This window comes from Parasalinivibrio latis, from assembly GCF_036825535.1.
Taxonomy (GTDB): Bacteria; Pseudomonadota; Gammaproteobacteria; order Enterobacterales; family Vibrionaceae; genus Parasalinivibrio; species Parasalinivibrio latis.
Genome location: NZ_CP098812.1, coordinates 2,026,158 through 2,043,560, shown reverse-complemented (window position 1 = coordinate 2,043,560; position 17,403 = coordinate 2,026,158). Strand labels below are relative to the sequence as shown.

Annotated in this window: 11 protein-coding genes and 3 pseudogenes; 3 read left to right on the top strand and 11 right to left on the bottom strand. The window is 41.8% G+C overall.

Going from position 1 to position 17,403, the window contains the following annotated elements; translation table 11 throughout:
* Nucleotides 1-3: 3 nt before the first annotated feature.
* Nucleotides 4-774, bottom strand: a complete 771-nt coding sequence (locus NF212_RS09555) for an SDR family oxidoreductase (RefSeq protein WP_434354990.1) — start codon at nt 772-774, stop codon at nt 4-6.
* A complete protein-coding gene (locus NF212_RS09550) occupies nt 774-1,808 on the bottom strand; it encodes a zinc-dependent alcohol dehydrogenase (RefSeq protein ID WP_434354988.1) in 1,035 nt (344 codons plus the stop codon). Before NF212_RS09550 ends, NF212_RS09555 begins: the two co-directional genes overlap by 1 nt.
* A 295-nt stretch (nt 1,809-2,103) precedes the next feature.
* Here NF212_RS09550 and NF212_RS09545 point away from each other — a divergent pair, with 295 nt between their 5' ends.
* Together NF212_RS09545 and NF212_RS09540 are read left to right on the top strand one after the other, a co-directional pair.
* On the top strand, nt 2,104-2,835 hold the full coding sequence (locus NF212_RS09545; RefSeq protein ID WP_434354986.1) for an FCD domain-containing protein: 732 nt from the start codon (nt 2,104-2,106) through the stop codon (nt 2,833-2,835).
* Nucleotides 2,836-3,184: 349 nt separating this feature from the next.
* Nucleotides 3,185-3,826 (top strand): annotated as a pseudogene (locus tag NF212_RS09540) (transposase); the annotation flags it as partial.
* A 131-nt stretch (nt 3,827-3,957) separates the two neighbouring features.
* On the opposite strand, the gene NF212_RS09535 reads toward NF212_RS09540, so the two are convergent.
* From NF212_RS09535 to NF212_RS09510, 6 genes are all read right to left on the bottom strand, one after another.
* Nucleotides 3,958-6,669: a hypothetical protein gene (locus NF212_RS09535; RefSeq protein ID WP_434354984.1), complete on the bottom strand. Its 2,712-nt coding sequence runs from the start codon at nt 6,667-6,669 to the stop codon at nt 3,958-3,960.
* A gap of 216 nt (nt 6,670-6,885) precedes the next feature.
* Nucleotides 6,886-9,243: a glycosyl hydrolase family 95 catalytic domain-containing protein gene (locus NF212_RS09530; protein WP_434354981.1), complete on the bottom strand. Its 2,358-nt coding sequence runs from the start codon at nt 9,241-9,243 to the stop codon at nt 6,886-6,888.
* Nucleotides 9,240-10,064, bottom strand: a complete 825-nt coding sequence (locus NF212_RS09525) for a carbohydrate ABC transporter permease (protein WP_434354979.1) — start codon at nt 10,062-10,064, stop codon at nt 9,240-9,242. The genes NF212_RS09530 and NF212_RS09525 overlap by 4 nt, the downstream gene beginning before the upstream one ends.
* 9 nt (nt 10,065-10,073) lie before the next feature.
* Nucleotides 10,074-10,958, bottom strand: coding sequence for a carbohydrate ABC transporter permease (locus NF212_RS09520; RefSeq protein WP_434354977.1), 885 nt, complete (start codon nt 10,956-10,958; stop codon nt 10,074-10,076).
* Nucleotides 10,959-11,023: 65 nt separating this feature from the next.
* Complete coding sequence (locus tag NF212_RS09515; protein ID WP_434354975.1) at nt 11,024-12,307, bottom strand: ABC transporter substrate-binding protein; 1,284 nt, start codon at nt 12,305-12,307, stop codon at nt 11,024-11,026.
* 28 nt (nt 12,308-12,335) lie between these two features.
* Nucleotides 12,336-13,391 carry an ABC transporter ATP-binding protein gene (locus NF212_RS09510; RefSeq protein ID WP_434354973.1) on the bottom strand — a complete coding sequence of 352 codons (1,056 nt, stop codon included), beginning with the start codon at nt 13,389-13,391 and terminating at the stop codon, nt 12,336-12,338.
* 484 nt (nt 13,392-13,875) lie between these two features.
* Between NF212_RS09510 and NF212_RS09505 the strand changes: the two are divergent.
* Nucleotides 13,876-15,212, top strand: a pseudogene (locus tag NF212_RS09505) (IS4 family transposase).
* A 25-nt stretch (nt 15,213-15,237) separates the two neighbouring features.
* On the opposite strand, the gene NF212_RS09500 reads toward NF212_RS09505, so the two are convergent.
* The 3 genes and pseudogenes from NF212_RS09500 to uxuA all read right to left on the bottom strand — a co-directional run bounded on the left by NF212_RS09500 (nt 15,238) and on the right by uxuA (nt 17,395).
* Complete coding sequence (locus NF212_RS09500; RefSeq protein WP_434354971.1) at nt 15,238-15,864, bottom strand: bifunctional 4-hydroxy-2-oxoglutarate aldolase/2-dehydro-3-deoxy-phosphogluconate aldolase; 627 nt, start codon at nt 15,862-15,864, stop codon at nt 15,238-15,240.
* Between the two features lie 53 nt (nt 15,865-15,917).
* Nucleotides 15,918-16,188: pseudogene (locus NF212_RS09495) on the bottom strand (sugar kinase); the annotation flags it as partial.
* Between the two features lie 22 nt (nt 16,189-16,210).
* On the bottom strand, nt 16,211-17,395 hold the full coding sequence (gene uxuA / locus NF212_RS09490) for a mannonate dehydratase (RefSeq protein WP_434354969.1): 1,185 nt from the start codon (nt 17,393-17,395) through the stop codon (nt 16,211-16,213).
* Nucleotides 17,396-17,403 lie beyond the last annotated feature (8 nt).

Genomic DNA, 17,403 nt, shown 5'->3' with positions numbered 1-17,403 from the left:
GGACTACCGGCCCATCCATCCTCCATCTACTGTCAAGATGGTGCCGTGCACATAGTCTGAAGCACCGGATGCAAGGAAAACAGCAGGCCCGGCAAAATCGTTTGGGTTACCCCAGCGCCCAGCCGGGATCCTTTCCAGGATTGATTTCGCTCTGGCGGTGTCTTTCTGTAGAGCCTCTGTGTTGTCAGTTGCAATATATCCAGGTGCTATGGCGTTAACGTTAATGCCTTTTGATGCCCATTCGTTGGCAAAGGCCTTGGTCAGTTGCCCAATTCCACCTTTTGAGGCGGCGTAACCCGGAACCGTGATACCTCCCTGGAATGTGAGCAGAGACGCTGTGAAAATGATTTTCCCTTCACCCCGTTCTACCATGGTTCGGCCTACTTCACGGGTCAGGATAAATTGCGAGGAGAGGTTAGTTTCGATGACGTTGTCCCAGAGGCTGTCGTCATGTTCGACGGCAGGCGCACGCTTGATGGTGCCCGCATTGTTTACAAGAATATCAATATCCGGGTGATCAACTAAAATCTGCTGCGCAAAGTTTTGGATAGCATTTCGGTTTGAAAAATCGCATTGATAGGACCAAAACCTGCGGCCTGATGATGAGACAGATCGCTCTACATCGCTCCCTTGGGGTTCAAGGTTTTGGCTGACTCCAATGATATCTGCGCCTGCTTCCGCCAGAGCTTCTGCCATAGCTTTCCCGATGCCGCGGCGAGCACCGGTGACGAGGGCTTTTTTACCGCACAGGTCGAACTTTGTTTTTGACTGCATCACACTAACTCCGGCGTTACTGAAATAAGTGTTTTAATGTTCAATGTTTTTTTGGGAGTAAATGCCTTTTGGATTTCTTTTAAAGGTTTAATTCCCGTGACAATGTGCTCCGGCAGTATCTGTTTGTTTGCCAGCAAGGAAATTGCTTTATCAAAGTCTTTTGATTCATATACTCGAGCACCTATTAGCTCCAGCTCCTGCCAAAAAAATTTAAATAGGTCTATTTGTGGCTTGTTTGTGTGAATGGCTACCATGCATATTCTTGCTCTGGTTGCTGACACTTTGGTAAACAGATCAACAGCTGCTTGAACTCCTGAAGCGTCAAAAATGACATCAAATCCTTTTTGATTTGTTTTACTCAGTAGTGAAGCTTCCTGGCCAGGAAGTGAAGCATTAACGACAGTAAATCCGAGGCTTTTTGTGTAGCGAATTTTTTTGGGGTCTACTTCACTGACAATCACATTAGCACCAGACTCGCGCGCTACCATCGCAATTAGCAGGCCAATTGGCCCGGCACCAATCACCAACACATCTTCATTTTTGCAAACCCTCGCGCGATCGACGTCATGGCATGCAACAGCCAGCGGCTCAACGATTGCTGCGTCTGAAAGTGGCAGATTAGGTGGGAGCTTATGAATAGTATGTGCTGGAACAGTCCAGTACTGTTGAAAAGCCCCATCAGAGTCCAGCCCAAGAAATTTCAAATTCTCACAAATATGGGTAAGACCACGTTGACATGTCGAACACTTCCCACAGTGTTGAAGTGGTCGGACGACGACGGGGTCTCCGACTTGTAGGTTGAACACATCACTGCCGACCTCTGTGATTACGCCTGACATTTCATGGCCAATAACTCTGTGCTTTCCCACACGTTGATCCATATGCCCACCATATACATGCATATCAGTTCCACATATGCCGCAATATGCAATGGCTACCTGAACTTCTTGGCTCAAGGGGCGGTAAATTGGGGCGGTCTCAAGAGAAAACTTGTTATCTCCAACATAATATGCCGCTACATTTTTCCCATTCATTGTTTCTTACTCCATGAATACTTCTATCTGGTTGCGTCCCTGTTTTGATAAGTCTTAAATGTGACAAGTACATTATGGTACGACAAAACAAAGTAAAGAATATCTAATTAGGTGATAATTGCAACAGTAAATGTGTTATTGTGCAATAAAAGGTGTGTATTTGATGTTTTAGTATTCCTGTTGTGTATTTATGGTCATACCAAAAAAATCATGGTCTGAGTGTGGTGAAATGATTAACATAGAGGGTTACAGGCGCTTCATTGGAAAGCTATCAATTAAAAAGGGAAATTGAATAATGTCCGTTGAGGCAAGTCCGGCGGGTAAGCCGGTAGTAAAAACGTCTGGTGGTAGGGCTGCTGACGATATTCTTGCTACTCTCGAACAGCAAATTGTCAGTGGAGCATTAAAAAATGGAGAGCCATTACCATCTGAGCGCGCAATGATGGAAATGTTTGGTGCCAGCCGAACGGTAATTCGGGAGGTAATTGTTGCGCTGGATAACAGAGGACTTATTACTAATAAGGCTCGCTTCCGACCTGTTGTTAAGAAACCGGATTACGAAACGGTTTTGAACAACATAGGCACAGTTGTCACACATTTCCTTTCGGATGAGCCTGAAATAAAGCATCTATACGATATGAGGATCTTTGTTGAAAAGATGTTGGTTCGGGAAGCTGCAATTAATGCCAACAAAGAACACATTCGCGCACTCAAGGACGCCTTGGCAAAAAACGGTACAGCCATTGGCGATCCTGTCGCTTACTATGAAACTGATAAAGCATTTCATCGCGTGCTATACCAAGTGTCAAACAATCCAATTTTCCCAGCTATTCATCAAGGGTTTTGTACTTGGTTAGCTCCACAATGGGAGAAAATAGAGCATGATTCTGTGATGAATATGCAAAGCTATTCTGCACACCAAGCTATTTTCCAGTCGATACTAGAGAGAGACCCAGATGCTGCAGAACAGGCATTGGTAGACCACCTGAATGATGCTTGGATGAATGTAAGGAAAACATTTGATTAGTCCTCTTGGTTGGTCACCTTGCCGCTTTAATGCTGAATGTATTAGTTAAGTTTCGATCATAAGGTCCGTATACACGGAACTTAATCGTTGTAGAGTATTGATTACTAATAGATATTTAGAGAAGCATCAATGGTGTAAGTACGACCTGCCTTTGTCTCTAATGTGGCAGACATATCATTGTATCAGACTGTTAACGGAAGGCCGGCATGAGATGTAATAGCTGCATTTACGAATTGGCCGTTTTACCATTCGAGGAGCTATAGTGATTTTTGGTGTACAGGAAGGAAAGAATGCAGTGTAACCTATTGATTGATTTCGCCAGATCAACAATCAACAAGGAGTACACTGCATGGACAACAATCATAACGTTACCGAACTTCATAAACCAGAAAATCTATTGAATGAACTGCTCAAACAGGGAGCACAGCTGTTACTGGCTCAAGCCATAGAAGCAGAAGTTCAAGCTTTGCTCGAACATTTCTCAACGCTCCAGATTAATGGAAAGCAGGACGTCGTTCGTAGTGGTCACTTGCCGGAACGTAGGCTTCAAACTGGACTGGGTGACATTTCTGTCAAAGTGCCCAAAGTCCGTGACAGAACGGGCAGCGGGATTAAGTTCAACAGCAAGCTGGTGCCGCCTTATCTCAAGCGGATCAAAAACATTGAAGAGCTTGTCCCCTGGTTGTACTTGCGGGGGATCTCAACGGGTGATATGCAGCCTGCTTTGGAATCGCTCCTGGACAAGCAGGCAAAGGGGTTATCAGCCAACAGCGTTTCCCGGCTCAAGCTGCAATGGGAAGCAGAGTACGAACAGTGGCGCAACCGCGACCTGAGCAAACGCCGGTATGTCTATGTCTGGGCTGATGGTGTTTACAGCAAGGTCCGGATGGACGACAATCTATGTCTTCTGGTTGTCATAGGTGTCGACGATATAGGTCGCAAGGAAGTCCTGGCCGTTGTCGACGGGTACCGTGAGTCCGAGGCCAGTTGGCTCAAAAAAGGCGTTTTACAGCTCTCTAAGAATGATAATCTTGTGAAAGGTAAAACGCCTCAAACTTATTATCTCCAATGAACAAATTCAGTAGTTGATTTTATTGCGAAAAGAGATACTTGTATTATTGACTATTTCAATATCACACCGTCCAATTGAAAATACTGCTGAGTGCCTAAGTTAACAACCTCAACCGAGTGGAATTTACTTGTTAAACCGGAAACTTCGAACGTTTTAACCTGTGGTATGTAAGTTGAGCCACTTTGATTCGAAGAATGAACTCCGTATGAAACGCCATCGATGAATACTTCAAAATCACTGTATGCACTATATGTCGGCATGACTAATGAGAACCCTTCTCCGATGAAGTCAAAGACAAAACTGTCACCTTGAGTAGTGGTTGCGTGTACATCATCGTTGATATCACCAGGATTTCTGTTTGCTGATACATGCCAATTACCTTTGTATCTTATATTTGGCGCATTATCATTGAATCCAGCAAATACATGAAGCTTATCCAACTGCATGAATAAACCATTTAGCTTAACAACACGAATTGTATGCTGACCCAACGGTAAATTTCGATTACTAAATGTGTATTGCTGAGCAGTGTATGCGCTGCTGCCATTGTTTGCCGTATACACTCCTTGAGACACATTATCAATGAATACTTCAAAATCACCATAAGACTGATTAAGAGGCATCACAACATCTATACCATACCCATAAAACGTGTATTCAAAGTAATCGCCATTTGTTTGAGTGTAGTGGACATCATTGTTGTAATCACCCTCAGTACGATTACTGGCTTCTGTCCATGCACCTACATAATTAATTCCAATAGAGTCATTGTTTGGTACTTCAACAGATTCCTGAGCCCCTATCGTTTCAATTTTATCAATTTGCAGGTAGCCACCACCGCGGTTTTCTACGCGAATAGTATGATTACCAATGGACAACTTTTCATGTTTAAATACTTCAATCTGAGGAAGATATTCATTACCTTCTGCTTTGGAGGTGAAAATACCCTGTGATACTCCATCGATAAAGACTTCGAAATCAGCATAAGTATTGTGTTTTGGCATAAACAAAGCTACACCAGTTCCGTTAAAATCAAATTCAAAGTAAGCATCCAAACTACCTGCGTAGTGAACATCGGATTGATAATCATTCTCAGTGCGGTTGCTAGAAAGCTGCCAGTGACCTTCGGAATAACGAATTTTACTGCTGGTATTATTTACACATTCCTCTTCACACTTAAACACTTCGAGTCTTTCACCCAATTGCAAAAGCATGTCTTTTGTTTCTGGTCCAATTTTACCGTCTTCCCACATCATAATCGCGAGAGTTAATGGGTAACCTCGGCTATTATGATCTTTGACATAAGAATAAGCGTTATCTACGTTTGCCCACCAACTCCACAAATTAATTTCTTGATTTTCCCAGTGCACTCCCCAATTTTGATTTAATGTTGGAGTACAGTGTCCCAAAAGACCTTTTAATGGTCCCTTGACATGTATGCCATTTCCACCAACTTCTGTATCTTGGTAATAACACGTTTCGCCAAATGATATATCGTCAAAATCTGTTGCATTTGAAAGGTGCCATGGATTAAATGACATCAAACGGCCTGGGTTGCCAGCGCGTGCCGCTGCTGCCATTCGTTCATAGGGGGCTGGATAATAAACCATTGCGTCATCGAAAAACCAGCCTTTCAGTTTATCACCAAATTGCTCACCGATTTCCTCCACAACGCTTATCCAATTGTTGATGAACACACTCTTATCTCCGATGCCGCCGGGATGGAATGTGCTTGCGGGAAACTTTTGCGCTCTCCACCAATCAGTTGATTCATAACCAAGGGCAATATCTTGTCCTGTATGATAATACAGATAGAAGTCGATATTTCGGTCGGCAAGAGCAGTCGCAATTTCCAAATTCAAATTTCTTGAAGTGGTACGTTGTAATATTGGGGTTGTCCCTTGCTCAGCGTGATAGTTTTGCAGTATGGTATCAACAGCTTTCACTGGTTGATCAAATTGATACGTATACCAAGTAGCAGACCAAATAATATATTCAGCACCGGTACTTGCTACGAAATCAGCAAATTTTTGTACATCAAAATCACCTGCCTGATTATCTATACTCTTTTTCTCACCAAACTCAGGATAGCCCCATGCGCCATACTGGAACATAAGACCCATTTTGTCCTTGGTGAATTCAACAGTATCTGCAGCATTTCTGTGAGCGGCCACCCGCTCGAGATAAGCTGCCCTTTTATTGGACTGCATGATCTCGAGAGCTTTCAACTCATAGTGGCCTTCACCACTGGTTCTTTGCATACGAATAGTATGAGTTCCCTGCGGCAAATAAATCTGTCCAACATGGTCCCTGACCCAGCCTTGGCGTGTAGAAAACGTTAGTTGTTCTGCTGAACTGGTACCACCAACTACAGACAGAAGATAAGTATCCGTCTCAGATTGACTTTGCATCCGAACGGTTACATCGAAATATTCTCCTGGACCTTCAACGTTTACCTTCCATTCTAAGGTATCGTTTGATGTTAGCTCAACCAAAAACGTATGTTTCGCGAGTTGTCCATTAAGTGGCAAAATGTGCGCGGTATCTGGTCTATCAGCACTACCTCCGGTCAGATAAGTTATGATGTCTGTAGTAGAAGTTTGGTCAACTTTGATAGGGCATAACCCGTTTGCACTGGTACCAATCTGTTGTGTTCTTCCCGGTGTTGCTGCTTCGTCCTGACAAGCTGCGTGTACACTGTTGGATATGGTCAACGAAGAAAGTAACATTGCAACAGACATTGTCGCGTGTTTCATTTTCATAAAGTTACCTCTGTATGAAATTATTACTGCATTTACGAAATGCCTAGAAATGGCAAACTTGGTCTGATGTCGAAAAATTTCATCTCTAACCAAATTTGACAAAACTTTACTGCCGTTGTGGTGGATATTTTATTATTATTAGATATTTAAAACTTCCGTGAACAAACCGATAGTATTCAAAAAGCTGATGTCATTATCTGAGTGGTCTCGGAAAAACTATTGAAAATAAAGTTTATGAGGTATGTCAGCCTTTAATTGACAACATAAAAAAGAGTCATTGACGTAAAGCCGAACGTTTTGATCAATCTTTGATTGCAATGTTAAGTGTCGAACTTTGCTATTTTCCCACTCCATTGAGATTTCAATTTGCTTCCGTAGCTTAATTCCGGAAATGGAGCCATCCATCCACCTATTTGGGAGGCTAGGAAGTAATCGAATATGTTCTTCATGACTTTGAACTAACATTTCAACAACCAGTGCAGAATATCCATAATTTGCTTCTAACATCATTGGAGGGCACGCAAGCATCATATTAGGATAGATGCCTCCACCATCGTTTGCAGTATAAAAAACTTGGGAGCTGATTGGGTAAAATAAATTTTCAATGTGATGGTATGTATGATTCCCATCTTCCAATCGAGCCCAGCAAATAGCTTTCCAGACTAGTGACCAACCAGTGCCCCCAGTTCCTCGAAAATCAAGTGTCTTTTTAGCTGCATCAGAAAGCAAAGGGGTTTTGAAAGTAGATATCTGGTTTCCTGGGAATAAACCAAATAGCTGTGAAATGTGACGATGTGGGTGATCACCTTCTTCCCAATCTTCGTTCCATTCCATGATTCTTCCTTGACTATTCATTCGAATGGTTGGAATTTTGTGAATAACAGCATTTATTTCTTGAATTACAGAATCATCCTCATAACCAATGACTTTTGCAGCTTCAAGCATTGAGGAAAAATGGTCTCTCGCTATGGCAAGATCCATTTCAGAACCAGAACAAACGGCGTTGATTTGACCGTCAGGAGTACGGTAGATATTTTCTGGCGATGTAGAAGGGGCTGTAGTAAGCATACCGTTGGTATCCTCAACCAGCCAATCCAATAAAAACTCAGCAGCCCCTTTCATTATCGGCCAAGCAAAATCACTGAGAAAATCAATATCTCCTGTGAAGCGATAATGTTCGATTAAGTGTGAACAAAGCCAAGGACCGCTCATTGGCCACAAAGCCCATTGGGAGCAATTATCAATAATTTTATTGTCTAAGTAACCCACTGGTGTTGTTTGGCGACGATAATCTGTTTGGTGATGAGAAACCCACCCTCGAGTACCATACATCTGTGATGCCGTCTCCCTGCCTACAATGCTTAATTCTTTAATAAAACGAAACATTGGTTCATGCATTTCAGAAAGATTACAAACTTCGGCAGGCCAATAATTCATTTGGGTATTGATATTGATTGTATAGTTTGACCACCATGGGGGAGATACCTTTTCATTCCAAATCCCTTGGAGATTGGCAGGCTGACTTCCTGCGCGACTACTACATATCAGCAGATAGCGACCGACATTAAAAAGCAATGTATCAAGGCTTGTATCAAATTGACCTTGGTGACGGTCAAGAATTCGTTGCTCTGTGCAAGTTGGTAAGCAAGTTTCTTTGGTACAACCCAAACGTAACTTTACACGATTATAAAATTGAGAAAAATCGTTATAATGTGATGTGAACAGATTACTGACTGAAGTATGCAAATGTTTTGTAATAGAATTCCAACAGTCATCAAGTGGTGCAGAATGAATATCACTTATTTGTATTGATATCAATAAAGTACAACGACTAAAATTAGAAAGAACCAAGTTTCCATTGAGATGCTCTAGTTTTCCATCATGATTTGTGGGACAACAGACCATAGCGTAGTGACGTGGCGGATTGTTACCATATTCCACGATACCTTCTTCGGGAGCCCTATTGTCCACACCATGCCAAACAACATTTTCTGGCGTTTCTCCAGTTAATACTATGCCTTCATTTTTGATAGATACATCGTTACGAAGTTGTGATGTGAGTGAAAATGTTGCATTACCGCGATGTCCATTATTAAACTTTATATCAATACAGATAAGATTGTGCGGATTGGACGCAAAATAGGTACGACGACATACATCATTGTCAACAAAAGCTGTACCTGCTTCCAAACTTAACACCCGCTGATAATTATCATTATTCTTAAAAGTGTCATGCCAATCAATTAATAAATCGCCGGCAGGTAGGTAAGGTTGGTTGAAATCTGTGAGTAAATTTTCCTCGCAAATATTTTGGGCTTCCCTATACTTGCCAGCGAAAATAAGTTCTCTAGCTCGCTGAATAGTTTGTGGGCCATTTTTGGGAGAACTAGGAGCATCACCACCTGCCCAAAGGCAATCATGATTAAGGGAGATTTTTTCAATCTCTCTTGAACCGTAAATCATTGCACCTAATGTTCCGTTACCTATTGGATAAGAGCAGTTGAAATTTTCCGCCTCTAAATCGGAATAAAGAAAATCAGTGCTATTTAATTTAAGTGTTTCCGTAATTATCATTCTTTAACTCCGCCGCTGGTTAATCCCTGGGTGATAAATCTTAAACCAAAAACAATAATAATTAATGCAGGTATAGCTAGTAGGACAAGACTTGCATTGTATCGTCCAATGTCATCAGGTGTGGCGCCTAGATACTCTTTGAACCGCATTACTGCTTGAGCTGCTGTTGTTTTTTCTGGATCAATTAAAAAAAGCGAAGGAAATAAAAAATCTTGCATGGACCACATCATAGATAATGTCGCAAGATTTATCGCTGCTGGTTTGGCTATTGGCATAAATATTTGAAAGAAAATTTTCCAATGAACAGCTCCGTCTATAATAGCAGCTTCAATATAAGACCGGGATATACCATCGGCAAAGTTACGCATCAATAACACACCAAAAGGAAGAGTCAAGGCGGCTTCTGGAAGAGATATACCTACAAGTGTATCACGCAACCCCAACTCTCTTGTTATAAAAAATAGTGGGACCAAAATAGAAGTTGCTGGAACCGCCATAAACATGAGGACGATAAAATAAAAACCTTCTTTATACTTAAAATCTAGATATGCAAAACCATATCCGGCCAAACTAGATACTGCTACAACAAAAAAAGCATGTTGCAAGGCTATAATAAATGAATTTAAGTAGGTGATGTGTAATTTAATGCCACCGATATCTCCAAAAATTATGTCATAGAAATTCTGCCATCCATTAAACGCTAACGCTTTATTTACTGCAGCTATGATAGGAATTGACCATATAAGACCAAGAAACGTAACGAAAACTAGCATTATCGTTTTCTCTGCTTTTTTTCTATATAAAAAATCTTGTTGGTGCATATATATTTCCTACGACTTTCTACCCAAAAAGAGTTGTATGGCTGAAATTAATAGTGAAACAATCATTACCAAAAATGCGGCCGCTGATGCGTAACCCAAATTTGTACCTGATGTGGAAAAATTATAAACATATGTGCCTGTTATTTCAGTGGTTCCGGCCGGACCTCCTCCGGTAGAAAAGAACACTATATCAAATGCGCGAAATGACATAAGCAATGTGGATATGATTATTGTTTTGTGAGTTCCTTTCATTAATGGAAATAAAATCTGAAAAAATAATCTAGTTGTGCTCGCCCCATCTAAAACTGCAGCTTCAATTAGTGATGTATTAATGTTGCTCAAGTTCGCAGTGTAATATAGTATTGGTAGACCAATTAAGTAGACAAACAATATAATAACAACACCAAAGGCCAAGTTGGGTTCAATTAACCAGCTTTGTGCTAACGATTCCAATCCAATTGTCCGAAGTGTCTCATTAACAGACCCATATCTTGATTCGAGCATATTGCGAAAAACTGTAGCGACGAGAGCCAAGGGCATTAACGTTGGCAATAAAAATATTGCATAGTATACTGATTTTCCTCGCACACCAGATGACAAGGTTACTGCGATAAAAAAACCTATAGTCAATCCGGCTATGATACTGACTAGGGCAAATAGAAAGTTATTTTCCAATGATGTAATAAAGCTAGCATCTGTCAAAAGTAGTTCGAAATTTTTAAATCCAACCCATTTCCCATTCACTAGAATCATTGATATTTTCTGAAAAGCTGTTTTCATTAAGAATCCAGCACTAAATAGATAGTAAATCAGATAAAAACAAATCAATGGGCCAAAAAAGATAAGAAACTCTTTTAAAGTAGATTTCCAGATTAAATTTTTCTGAGTTTGCATACAAAAAATTCATCGTCTTCTTATGGATAAAAATCGAGTGGCACGAAAGTGCCACTCACTCGTGCTTAGAAATCGTTTGAATATCTACCGCTTTCCCATTCACTTTGAAGTAATTTGACTTGTTCATTAGTGTCTTTTTCATCGAGAATAGATGAAATGATAGTATCACCGACTTTTACAGAGAAATCTGATACGTTATTTCGATCACTACCTGGTTTCGCGAGAAGAGCTGATACCTCTTCATAGCCCTTCCTTGCTGCATCTGTGGAGAAAATACCATCCTTTAATTCATAGCCAATTTTACTTGGGACTAAGATGAGATTTTTACTCCAAACATCTACGCCATCGCCGCTCGTAAGAAATTCAATAAATTTAATAGCTTCCTCTTTCTTTTCTGAATTTAACGGTACAGATAAACCTATTTCGATAAATGATCGAATGGACTTATTCCCACCTTCAACTAAGACAGGCAAACCAGATGCCGTTACATTGTTCAATTTAATACCATTACTTTCTCTAAATGGAGCGGAAAGAAGACCAGACTCCCAACTTCCTTGGAGGAACATTACAGATTTTTGAGTCTGAAAAAGTTCAGCTGCACGCGCATAGTCTATGTCAAGAGTATCTTTACTGAAAATACCTTCTTTATAGAGAGATACAATTGCATCAAAGGACTTAGCATAGTCAGCACTTTGCCACTGGCCACCTTCATTATATCGAACCGAGTTATAAAAACCTGGTTTGAATTGTTCGGTAATAGTATTAGTAATTTCATCTAGGAACCAGTTGACACCAGTTAATGAAATAGGAAGGAGATCTGGCCTTTTAGATTCAATGGTTTTAACAAACTTCGCAAGTTCTTCACGATTTTGAGGTACGGATAGACCTAATTCGTCTAACAATGTCTTGTTATAAAATGCTACAACGGAACCGAGAAAACCCATTGGGGCTAGATAAAGGACTCCATTATCCGCTAAGCTTTTTGCCTGTGAAAGAGCAATACCATTGAGCTGGCTGTCTATAGATGAAGTTGAATATTTATTATATAGCGGTGACAGGGGTTCCAGAAAATCTTTAACTACATTTACCATGGTACTGGTTTGAATTGCCGCAACATCAATGCTATCGCCTGATGCCAATGCAAGAGGCAATCTGTCCTGATAAGCTGTCGATTCTAGGAGAGTCAAGTTAACCTCAATATTGGGATTTTGCTTTTCAAACTCGTCAATAACAGCATTAATGGTTGATTCTGTTGGTGCCCAAGTCCAAAAATTAATCGTTGTTTTAGCATTTGCAATACTCGAGAAAGACATTGCAGCCAATATTGAAGCAGATAGTACTTTATTCATTAAAGTTTCCTTTCTTTACATATGTGGTTCACTTGGATATTGCTTTGCCTGTATTGGCATCAAATAAATATTTAGATTTTTCCGGAATCGAAAATCCCAACTTTTTCCCTTCAAAATGCCGCTGGTTTCCTGGCATTTTGCATATTATTGACGTTCCATGAGATCCAAACCTTGCTTTTGCTCCTTCAATAATGATGCGTTTTTGATCTACAGAAATATGTATTAACGATTCAGAGCCAAGAACTTCAACCGAAGAGCATACACCGCAAAAATCAGAACTGTATAAGTTTTCAGATATTTCAATATGTTCAGGTCGTACACCAATTACTGTTTGAGATTCCTCTGTTTCTCCGCTGCCTAAAAAATTCATTGGGGGGCTACCCATAAAACTGGCTACGAACAAATTTGCAGGGGCGCTGTATATTTCCCAAGGTGACCCGACTTGTTGTATCTCTCCGTTGTATAGAACAACAATTTTATCTGCCATTGTCATTGCTTCTATTTGATCGTGCGTTACATAAAGAGTTGTTATTTTTAAATTTCTTTGCAATTCGGATATTTCCACTCGCATTTGCATTCGTAGTTTTGCATCTAAGTTTGATAAGGGCTCATCCATTAAAAACACAGCGGGTTTCCGCACCAATGCACGTCCCATAGCAACACGCTGTCTTTGTCCCCCTGAAAGTTGAGAAGGTTTCCGATCAAGCAATTGATCGAGCTCAAGTAGTTTTGCTACTTCAGTTACGCGTTCTAAAATTTCAGATTTGGTATTTTTTTTTAGTTTAAGTGGGTAACCTATATTTTGCCCTACGCTCATATGAGGATATAAAGCATAGTTTTGAAAAACCATTGCAATATCACGCTCTTTGGGATGAGTGTTAACAACGGACTTACCCGCGATTACCAAATCTCCGGATGTTATAGACTCCAAACCGGCTATCATTCGAAGCAGTGTCGATTTTCCACACCCTGACGGACCCAACAGAACTACAAATTCTCCTTCACGAATGTCGAGAGTGATTCCTTTCACAGCAAATGTGTTCATTCCGTAGGACTTAGCAAGATCTTTTAACTCTAGGTGCATTGGTTTTCCTTAAACGTCATTACATCAGGGCTAATCTTGTAAATACAAAATCAATTTGTAAATATGGAATACATATGATGTTACAAGAGCGTTAACAAAACATTGATCAATGTCTCATATATTCAACGTAATATTTTAAGTCCTATGTTTACTCTCTGAATCCGTGTCGTCCTTTTTAAGAAACCTCCCACTTTTCGAACAAATACCCACAATCTTCTTTGCGTATAATTGATTGAATTTACTCGATATAGTTCGAATTTGATATTGATGTGTAACGCTTTAGTATTTAATTTCCACAATGCAATCATGTGAACTATTCTTTGGTGTAATGTTATGCAATATGCATGCCTGGGTATCTAGGCCTGTGACGGTGAAAAATGGATTTTTTCAACTTTTTAGTCGGCGAGTTTTACTTGTAAAATCCGAAACGTACTCGGCAATACTGATCAGTTTAGGATCGATTGACCGAACATTCCGGTTTTTTATGCGCATTACCTCATATCTAAGTAATTTTCTCGAAGAATCACCCGTCGATGTTTCCCAACTCACGACGTTTGCTGAGCATGTCCCTTCAGAATGGGTTGCCGCAGCCGCATCCCTTTCTACTCAAGCCACCATCAGGCGGAGAAGATTACCCAGCGATATGGTTCTTTGGTTAATCGTGGGGATGGCATTCTTCAGGAATGAACCGATAGCTGAGGTAGCCCGTCGAATGAACATCTGCGCTGAAGGACTTGCTGACGAAGCGCTTCTCGCCAAAAGGCGGCTGACTCAGGCTTGTCAACGACTCGGGTCTGAAGCCCCGAAATGGTTGTTTAAAAAGTGCAGTGAGATATTGGGAAAAGAAAGATACCCAGAGGATGATTGGCATGGTCTTCAGGTTTTGCTGTTGATGGTGCGTTATTCAGAACAGGAGACACCCCAGAGCTTCGCGAGCACTTCGGCTCTGGGAACACCTCGGGTGAACGTCAAAGAACCTATCCAGTTCTTCGACTTGTCACCATGATGAATGTACGTTCTCATATCATCATTGATGCGGATAACAGTCCCTTTCGTCGAGGTGAAATCCCCCATACTCAGCCCTTCGTTTGTTCGCTCCCTGATAACTCGGTGACTCTGTTGGACAAAGGGTTTGATGGTGCAGATTTGTTACTGAGCCTATCGGCGAGTGGTGTAAACCGTCACTGGCTCATTCAGGCTCGAAAGGGATTGGTGTACACTATTCTCGATGAGGAAGAAACCAACGACAATCTTATCGAAATGAAAGTCTCTCCTCAGGCAAGAAAAAAGAATCCGAGTCTGCCTGAGAAGTGGCAAGTCAGAGCGGTGACTTATGAGGTGGATGGAAAAGAGAAGACCGTGTTTACTTCACTGCCACGAGAGAAGTACAGCGCTGAGCAAGTCGCCACACTTTATCATGAGCGGTGGGAGGTAGAGTTGGGCTATCGAGACATCAAAAGCTCAATGCAGCACAATGGCATGACGTTGAGAAGTAAGACAGTCGAGCTTGTTTATCAGGAGTTAGGGGACTACTTCTTGGATACAAGCTGGTGAGACGAGAGGCCAGCCAAGCCGCAGTAGCTCATGGTCGTGCACCGAATGAAATAAGCTTCAAATACGCTTGCCAGTATATCGCGAGCCAACTAAGGATAATGAGTAAAGCCTTATCTCCAGGCAATATGCCTAAGAGGCTTCAAGCATTGAGGGGGGACTTATCAGTCCTTTTTTATAGAAAAATGCCCCAGACCATCAAGGCCTAGAGCGGTTAAAATATCAAAGACCCGTTATCCGGTTAATCGCAAAGCAGCTCCGCTTAAGTGAACTGCATTATGAAAGTACTCGGGGCTTAGCGTACCAACGCGACAGCTTCTCGTGTTAGCCTTGCTATATCATCCCAGTTTTTCGTTTTGATAAGTGCTTTATCTACCATCCAGGAACCACCGCAAGCCACGACTTTTGGGATGGCGAGGTATGAATTAATATTGTTGCTGTTAATCCCTCCTGTGGGCATTAGTTCAATATCTTGATAGGGGCCAATCAGTGCCTTGACCATATTCACTCCTCCGGAGGCTTCTGCCGGGAAGAACTTCAATGTTGTCAGGCCCAGTTCGAGTGCCGCTTCAATGTTGGAAGGGTTATTGACGCCCGGGATTATATCAATACCGAGTTCCTGGCAGGCCTTAACTGTATTAGGGTTGAAACCAGGGCTTACGATAAAATCAGCCCCGGCTTCTTTGGCAAGCAGTACTTGAGCCTGAGTAAGGACTGTTCCCGCACCAATAAGCATGTCTGGCCGGGATTTTCTCAATAACCTGATGGCTTCTGTGGCAGCATCGGAACGGAAGGTGATCTCCGCAACAGGCAGACCGTTTTCTGCCAGAACATTTCCGAGTTCAATAATATCTTCCGCATCGTCAATGGCGATAACCGGGATAACTTTCAGCTTTTTTAACGCTTCATTTAAATTAAGCATAAATTTTCCTTAATTTAGTTGCTGCCAGGATGGGTAATATTGTTGTCAATGTTGTCCCTTAGAATCAGCCCTGTTGATATGCCCTCATCTTCCCACCAGGTCACCATACCGTTACTTATTGCATCTGTTCCCAGTGCCGTCACATAGCTGACATTAATAATCTTCTCTGCATCTGGCTTGTTTGTTTGCTCTGGGTGGTTGTTTAACTCCCGGCACAAATAGATAGCAGTAATGAGTGTCTCCACCAAACGTTTGGCGCATGGTGCCGAACGGGTGTCCATTCAGCTCAATCATACATTCGCAAATTACTGCAATTTTCTTCATGGTCTCATCTGCAAATTTGAGTTTATTGAGAGAAAAAAGCTCTCTTCAGTGCCAGTTCCATACCCCGGATTTCGGCAAGCCCTTTTAAACGCCCTATACACGAATAACCTGGGTTGGTGACTTTGTTCAGGTCATCGATAATCTGGTGGCCATGATCCGGACGCATAGGAATTTGGCGGTTGTCCCCGGCGTTGCTTCTGCGTTGCTCCTCACTTAAAAGCGCTTTGATGATGTTATACATATCGACATCACCCTCGAGGTGAGCTGCTTCATAAAAGCTGCCTTTGACTTCTTCCCTTTGAGTAGAACGCAGGTGGGTGAAGTAAATACGGTTAGAGAATTTGTTTACCATTCTTACCAGATCATTATCTTCCCGAACACCGTACGAGCCGGTGCACATCGTGATACCGTTGGAAGGATTAGGCACGCTGTGTACAAGCCAATCTATGTCTTCTTCACTGGATACAATCCGTGGCAACCCAAGCAGCGGACGCGGCGGATCATCGGGATGAACAGCAAGGCGAACACCGCACTTTTCACAGACTGGAAGTATTTCCAGCAGAAAGTGTTGCAAGTGGCTGCGAAGCTTAGGTTTATCGATATTTCTATAACGATCCAGCTGTCCCTGAAGTTGTTCGAGCGTATAGCCTTCTTCTGAACCCGGTAACCCTGCGATGATGTTATTTGTTAGCTCGCTGATATCCTGCGAAGACATATGCGAAAAATAACTCTTAGCGGCCTGTATTTCTTCAGTAGTGTAATCTTCAGCTGCGTTGGACCGTTTAAGAATGTACATATCAAATGCACAGAAGGCGATTTGGTCAAAACGCAAAGCAAGTGATCCGTCAGGTAAACGGTATTGAAGATCTGTCCTTGTCCAATCCAGTACTGGCATAAAGTTATAGCAGATAGTATCAATCCCATGGGCAGCCAGATTCTCAATTGTCTGCTTATAATTTTCAATGTACGTAGCATAGGTACCGGTCTGGGTTTTGATGTCCTCATGTACCGGCACAGATTCAACGACGGACCAGCTTAACCCGGCAGTTTCAATGATTTTTTTTCGCGCCTGTATTTGATCTTCACCCCATACTTCGCCATTTGGGATATGATGGAGAGCCGTCACTACTCCGGAAGCACCAGCCTGAAGAATATTGTTTAGCGTAACCGGGTCTTCTGGGCCATACCAACGCCATAATTGTTCCATGGTACTTT

Bases quoted from the DNA above. Each gene is read 5' to 3' on its own strand.
- NF212_RS09555 (WP_434354990.1), bottom strand. From the start codon at position 774: ATGCAGTCAAAAACAAAGTTCGACCTGTGCGGTAAAAAAGCCCTCGTC.
- NF212_RS09550 (WP_434354988.1), bottom strand. From the start codon at position 1,808: ATGAATGGGAAAAATGTAGCGGCATATTATGTTGGAGATAACAAGTTT.
- NF212_RS09545 (WP_434354986.1), top strand. From the start codon at position 2,104: ATGTCCGTTGAGGCAAGTCCGGCGGGTAAGCCGGTAGTAAAAACGTCT.
- NF212_RS09535 (WP_434354984.1), bottom strand. From the start codon at position 6,669: ATGAAAATGAAACACGCGACAATGTCTGTTGCAATGTTACTTTCTTCG.
- NF212_RS09530 (WP_434354981.1), bottom strand. From the start codon at position 9,243: ATGATAATTACGGAAACACTTAAATTAAATAGCACTGATTTTCTTTAT.
- NF212_RS09525 (WP_434354979.1), bottom strand. From the start codon at position 10,064: ATGCACCAACAAGATTTTTTATATAGAAAAAAAGCAGAGAAAACGATA.
- NF212_RS09520 (WP_434354977.1), bottom strand. From the start codon at position 10,958: ATGCAAACTCAGAAAAATTTAATCTGGAAATCTACTTTAAAAGAGTTT.
- NF212_RS09515 (WP_434354975.1), bottom strand. From the start codon at position 12,307: ATGAATAAAGTACTATCTGCTTCAATATTGGCTGCAATGTCTTTCTCG.
- NF212_RS09510 (WP_434354973.1), bottom strand. From the start codon at position 13,391: ATGCACCTAGAGTTAAAAGATCTTGCTAAGTCCTACGGAATGAACACA.
- NF212_RS09500 (WP_434354971.1), bottom strand. From the start codon at position 15,864: ATGCTTAATTTAAATGAAGCGTTAAAAAAGCTGAAAGTTATCCCGGTT.
- uxuA (WP_434354969.1), bottom strand. From the start codon at position 17,395: ATGGAACAATTATGGCGTTGGTATGGCCCAGAAGACCCGGTTACGCTA.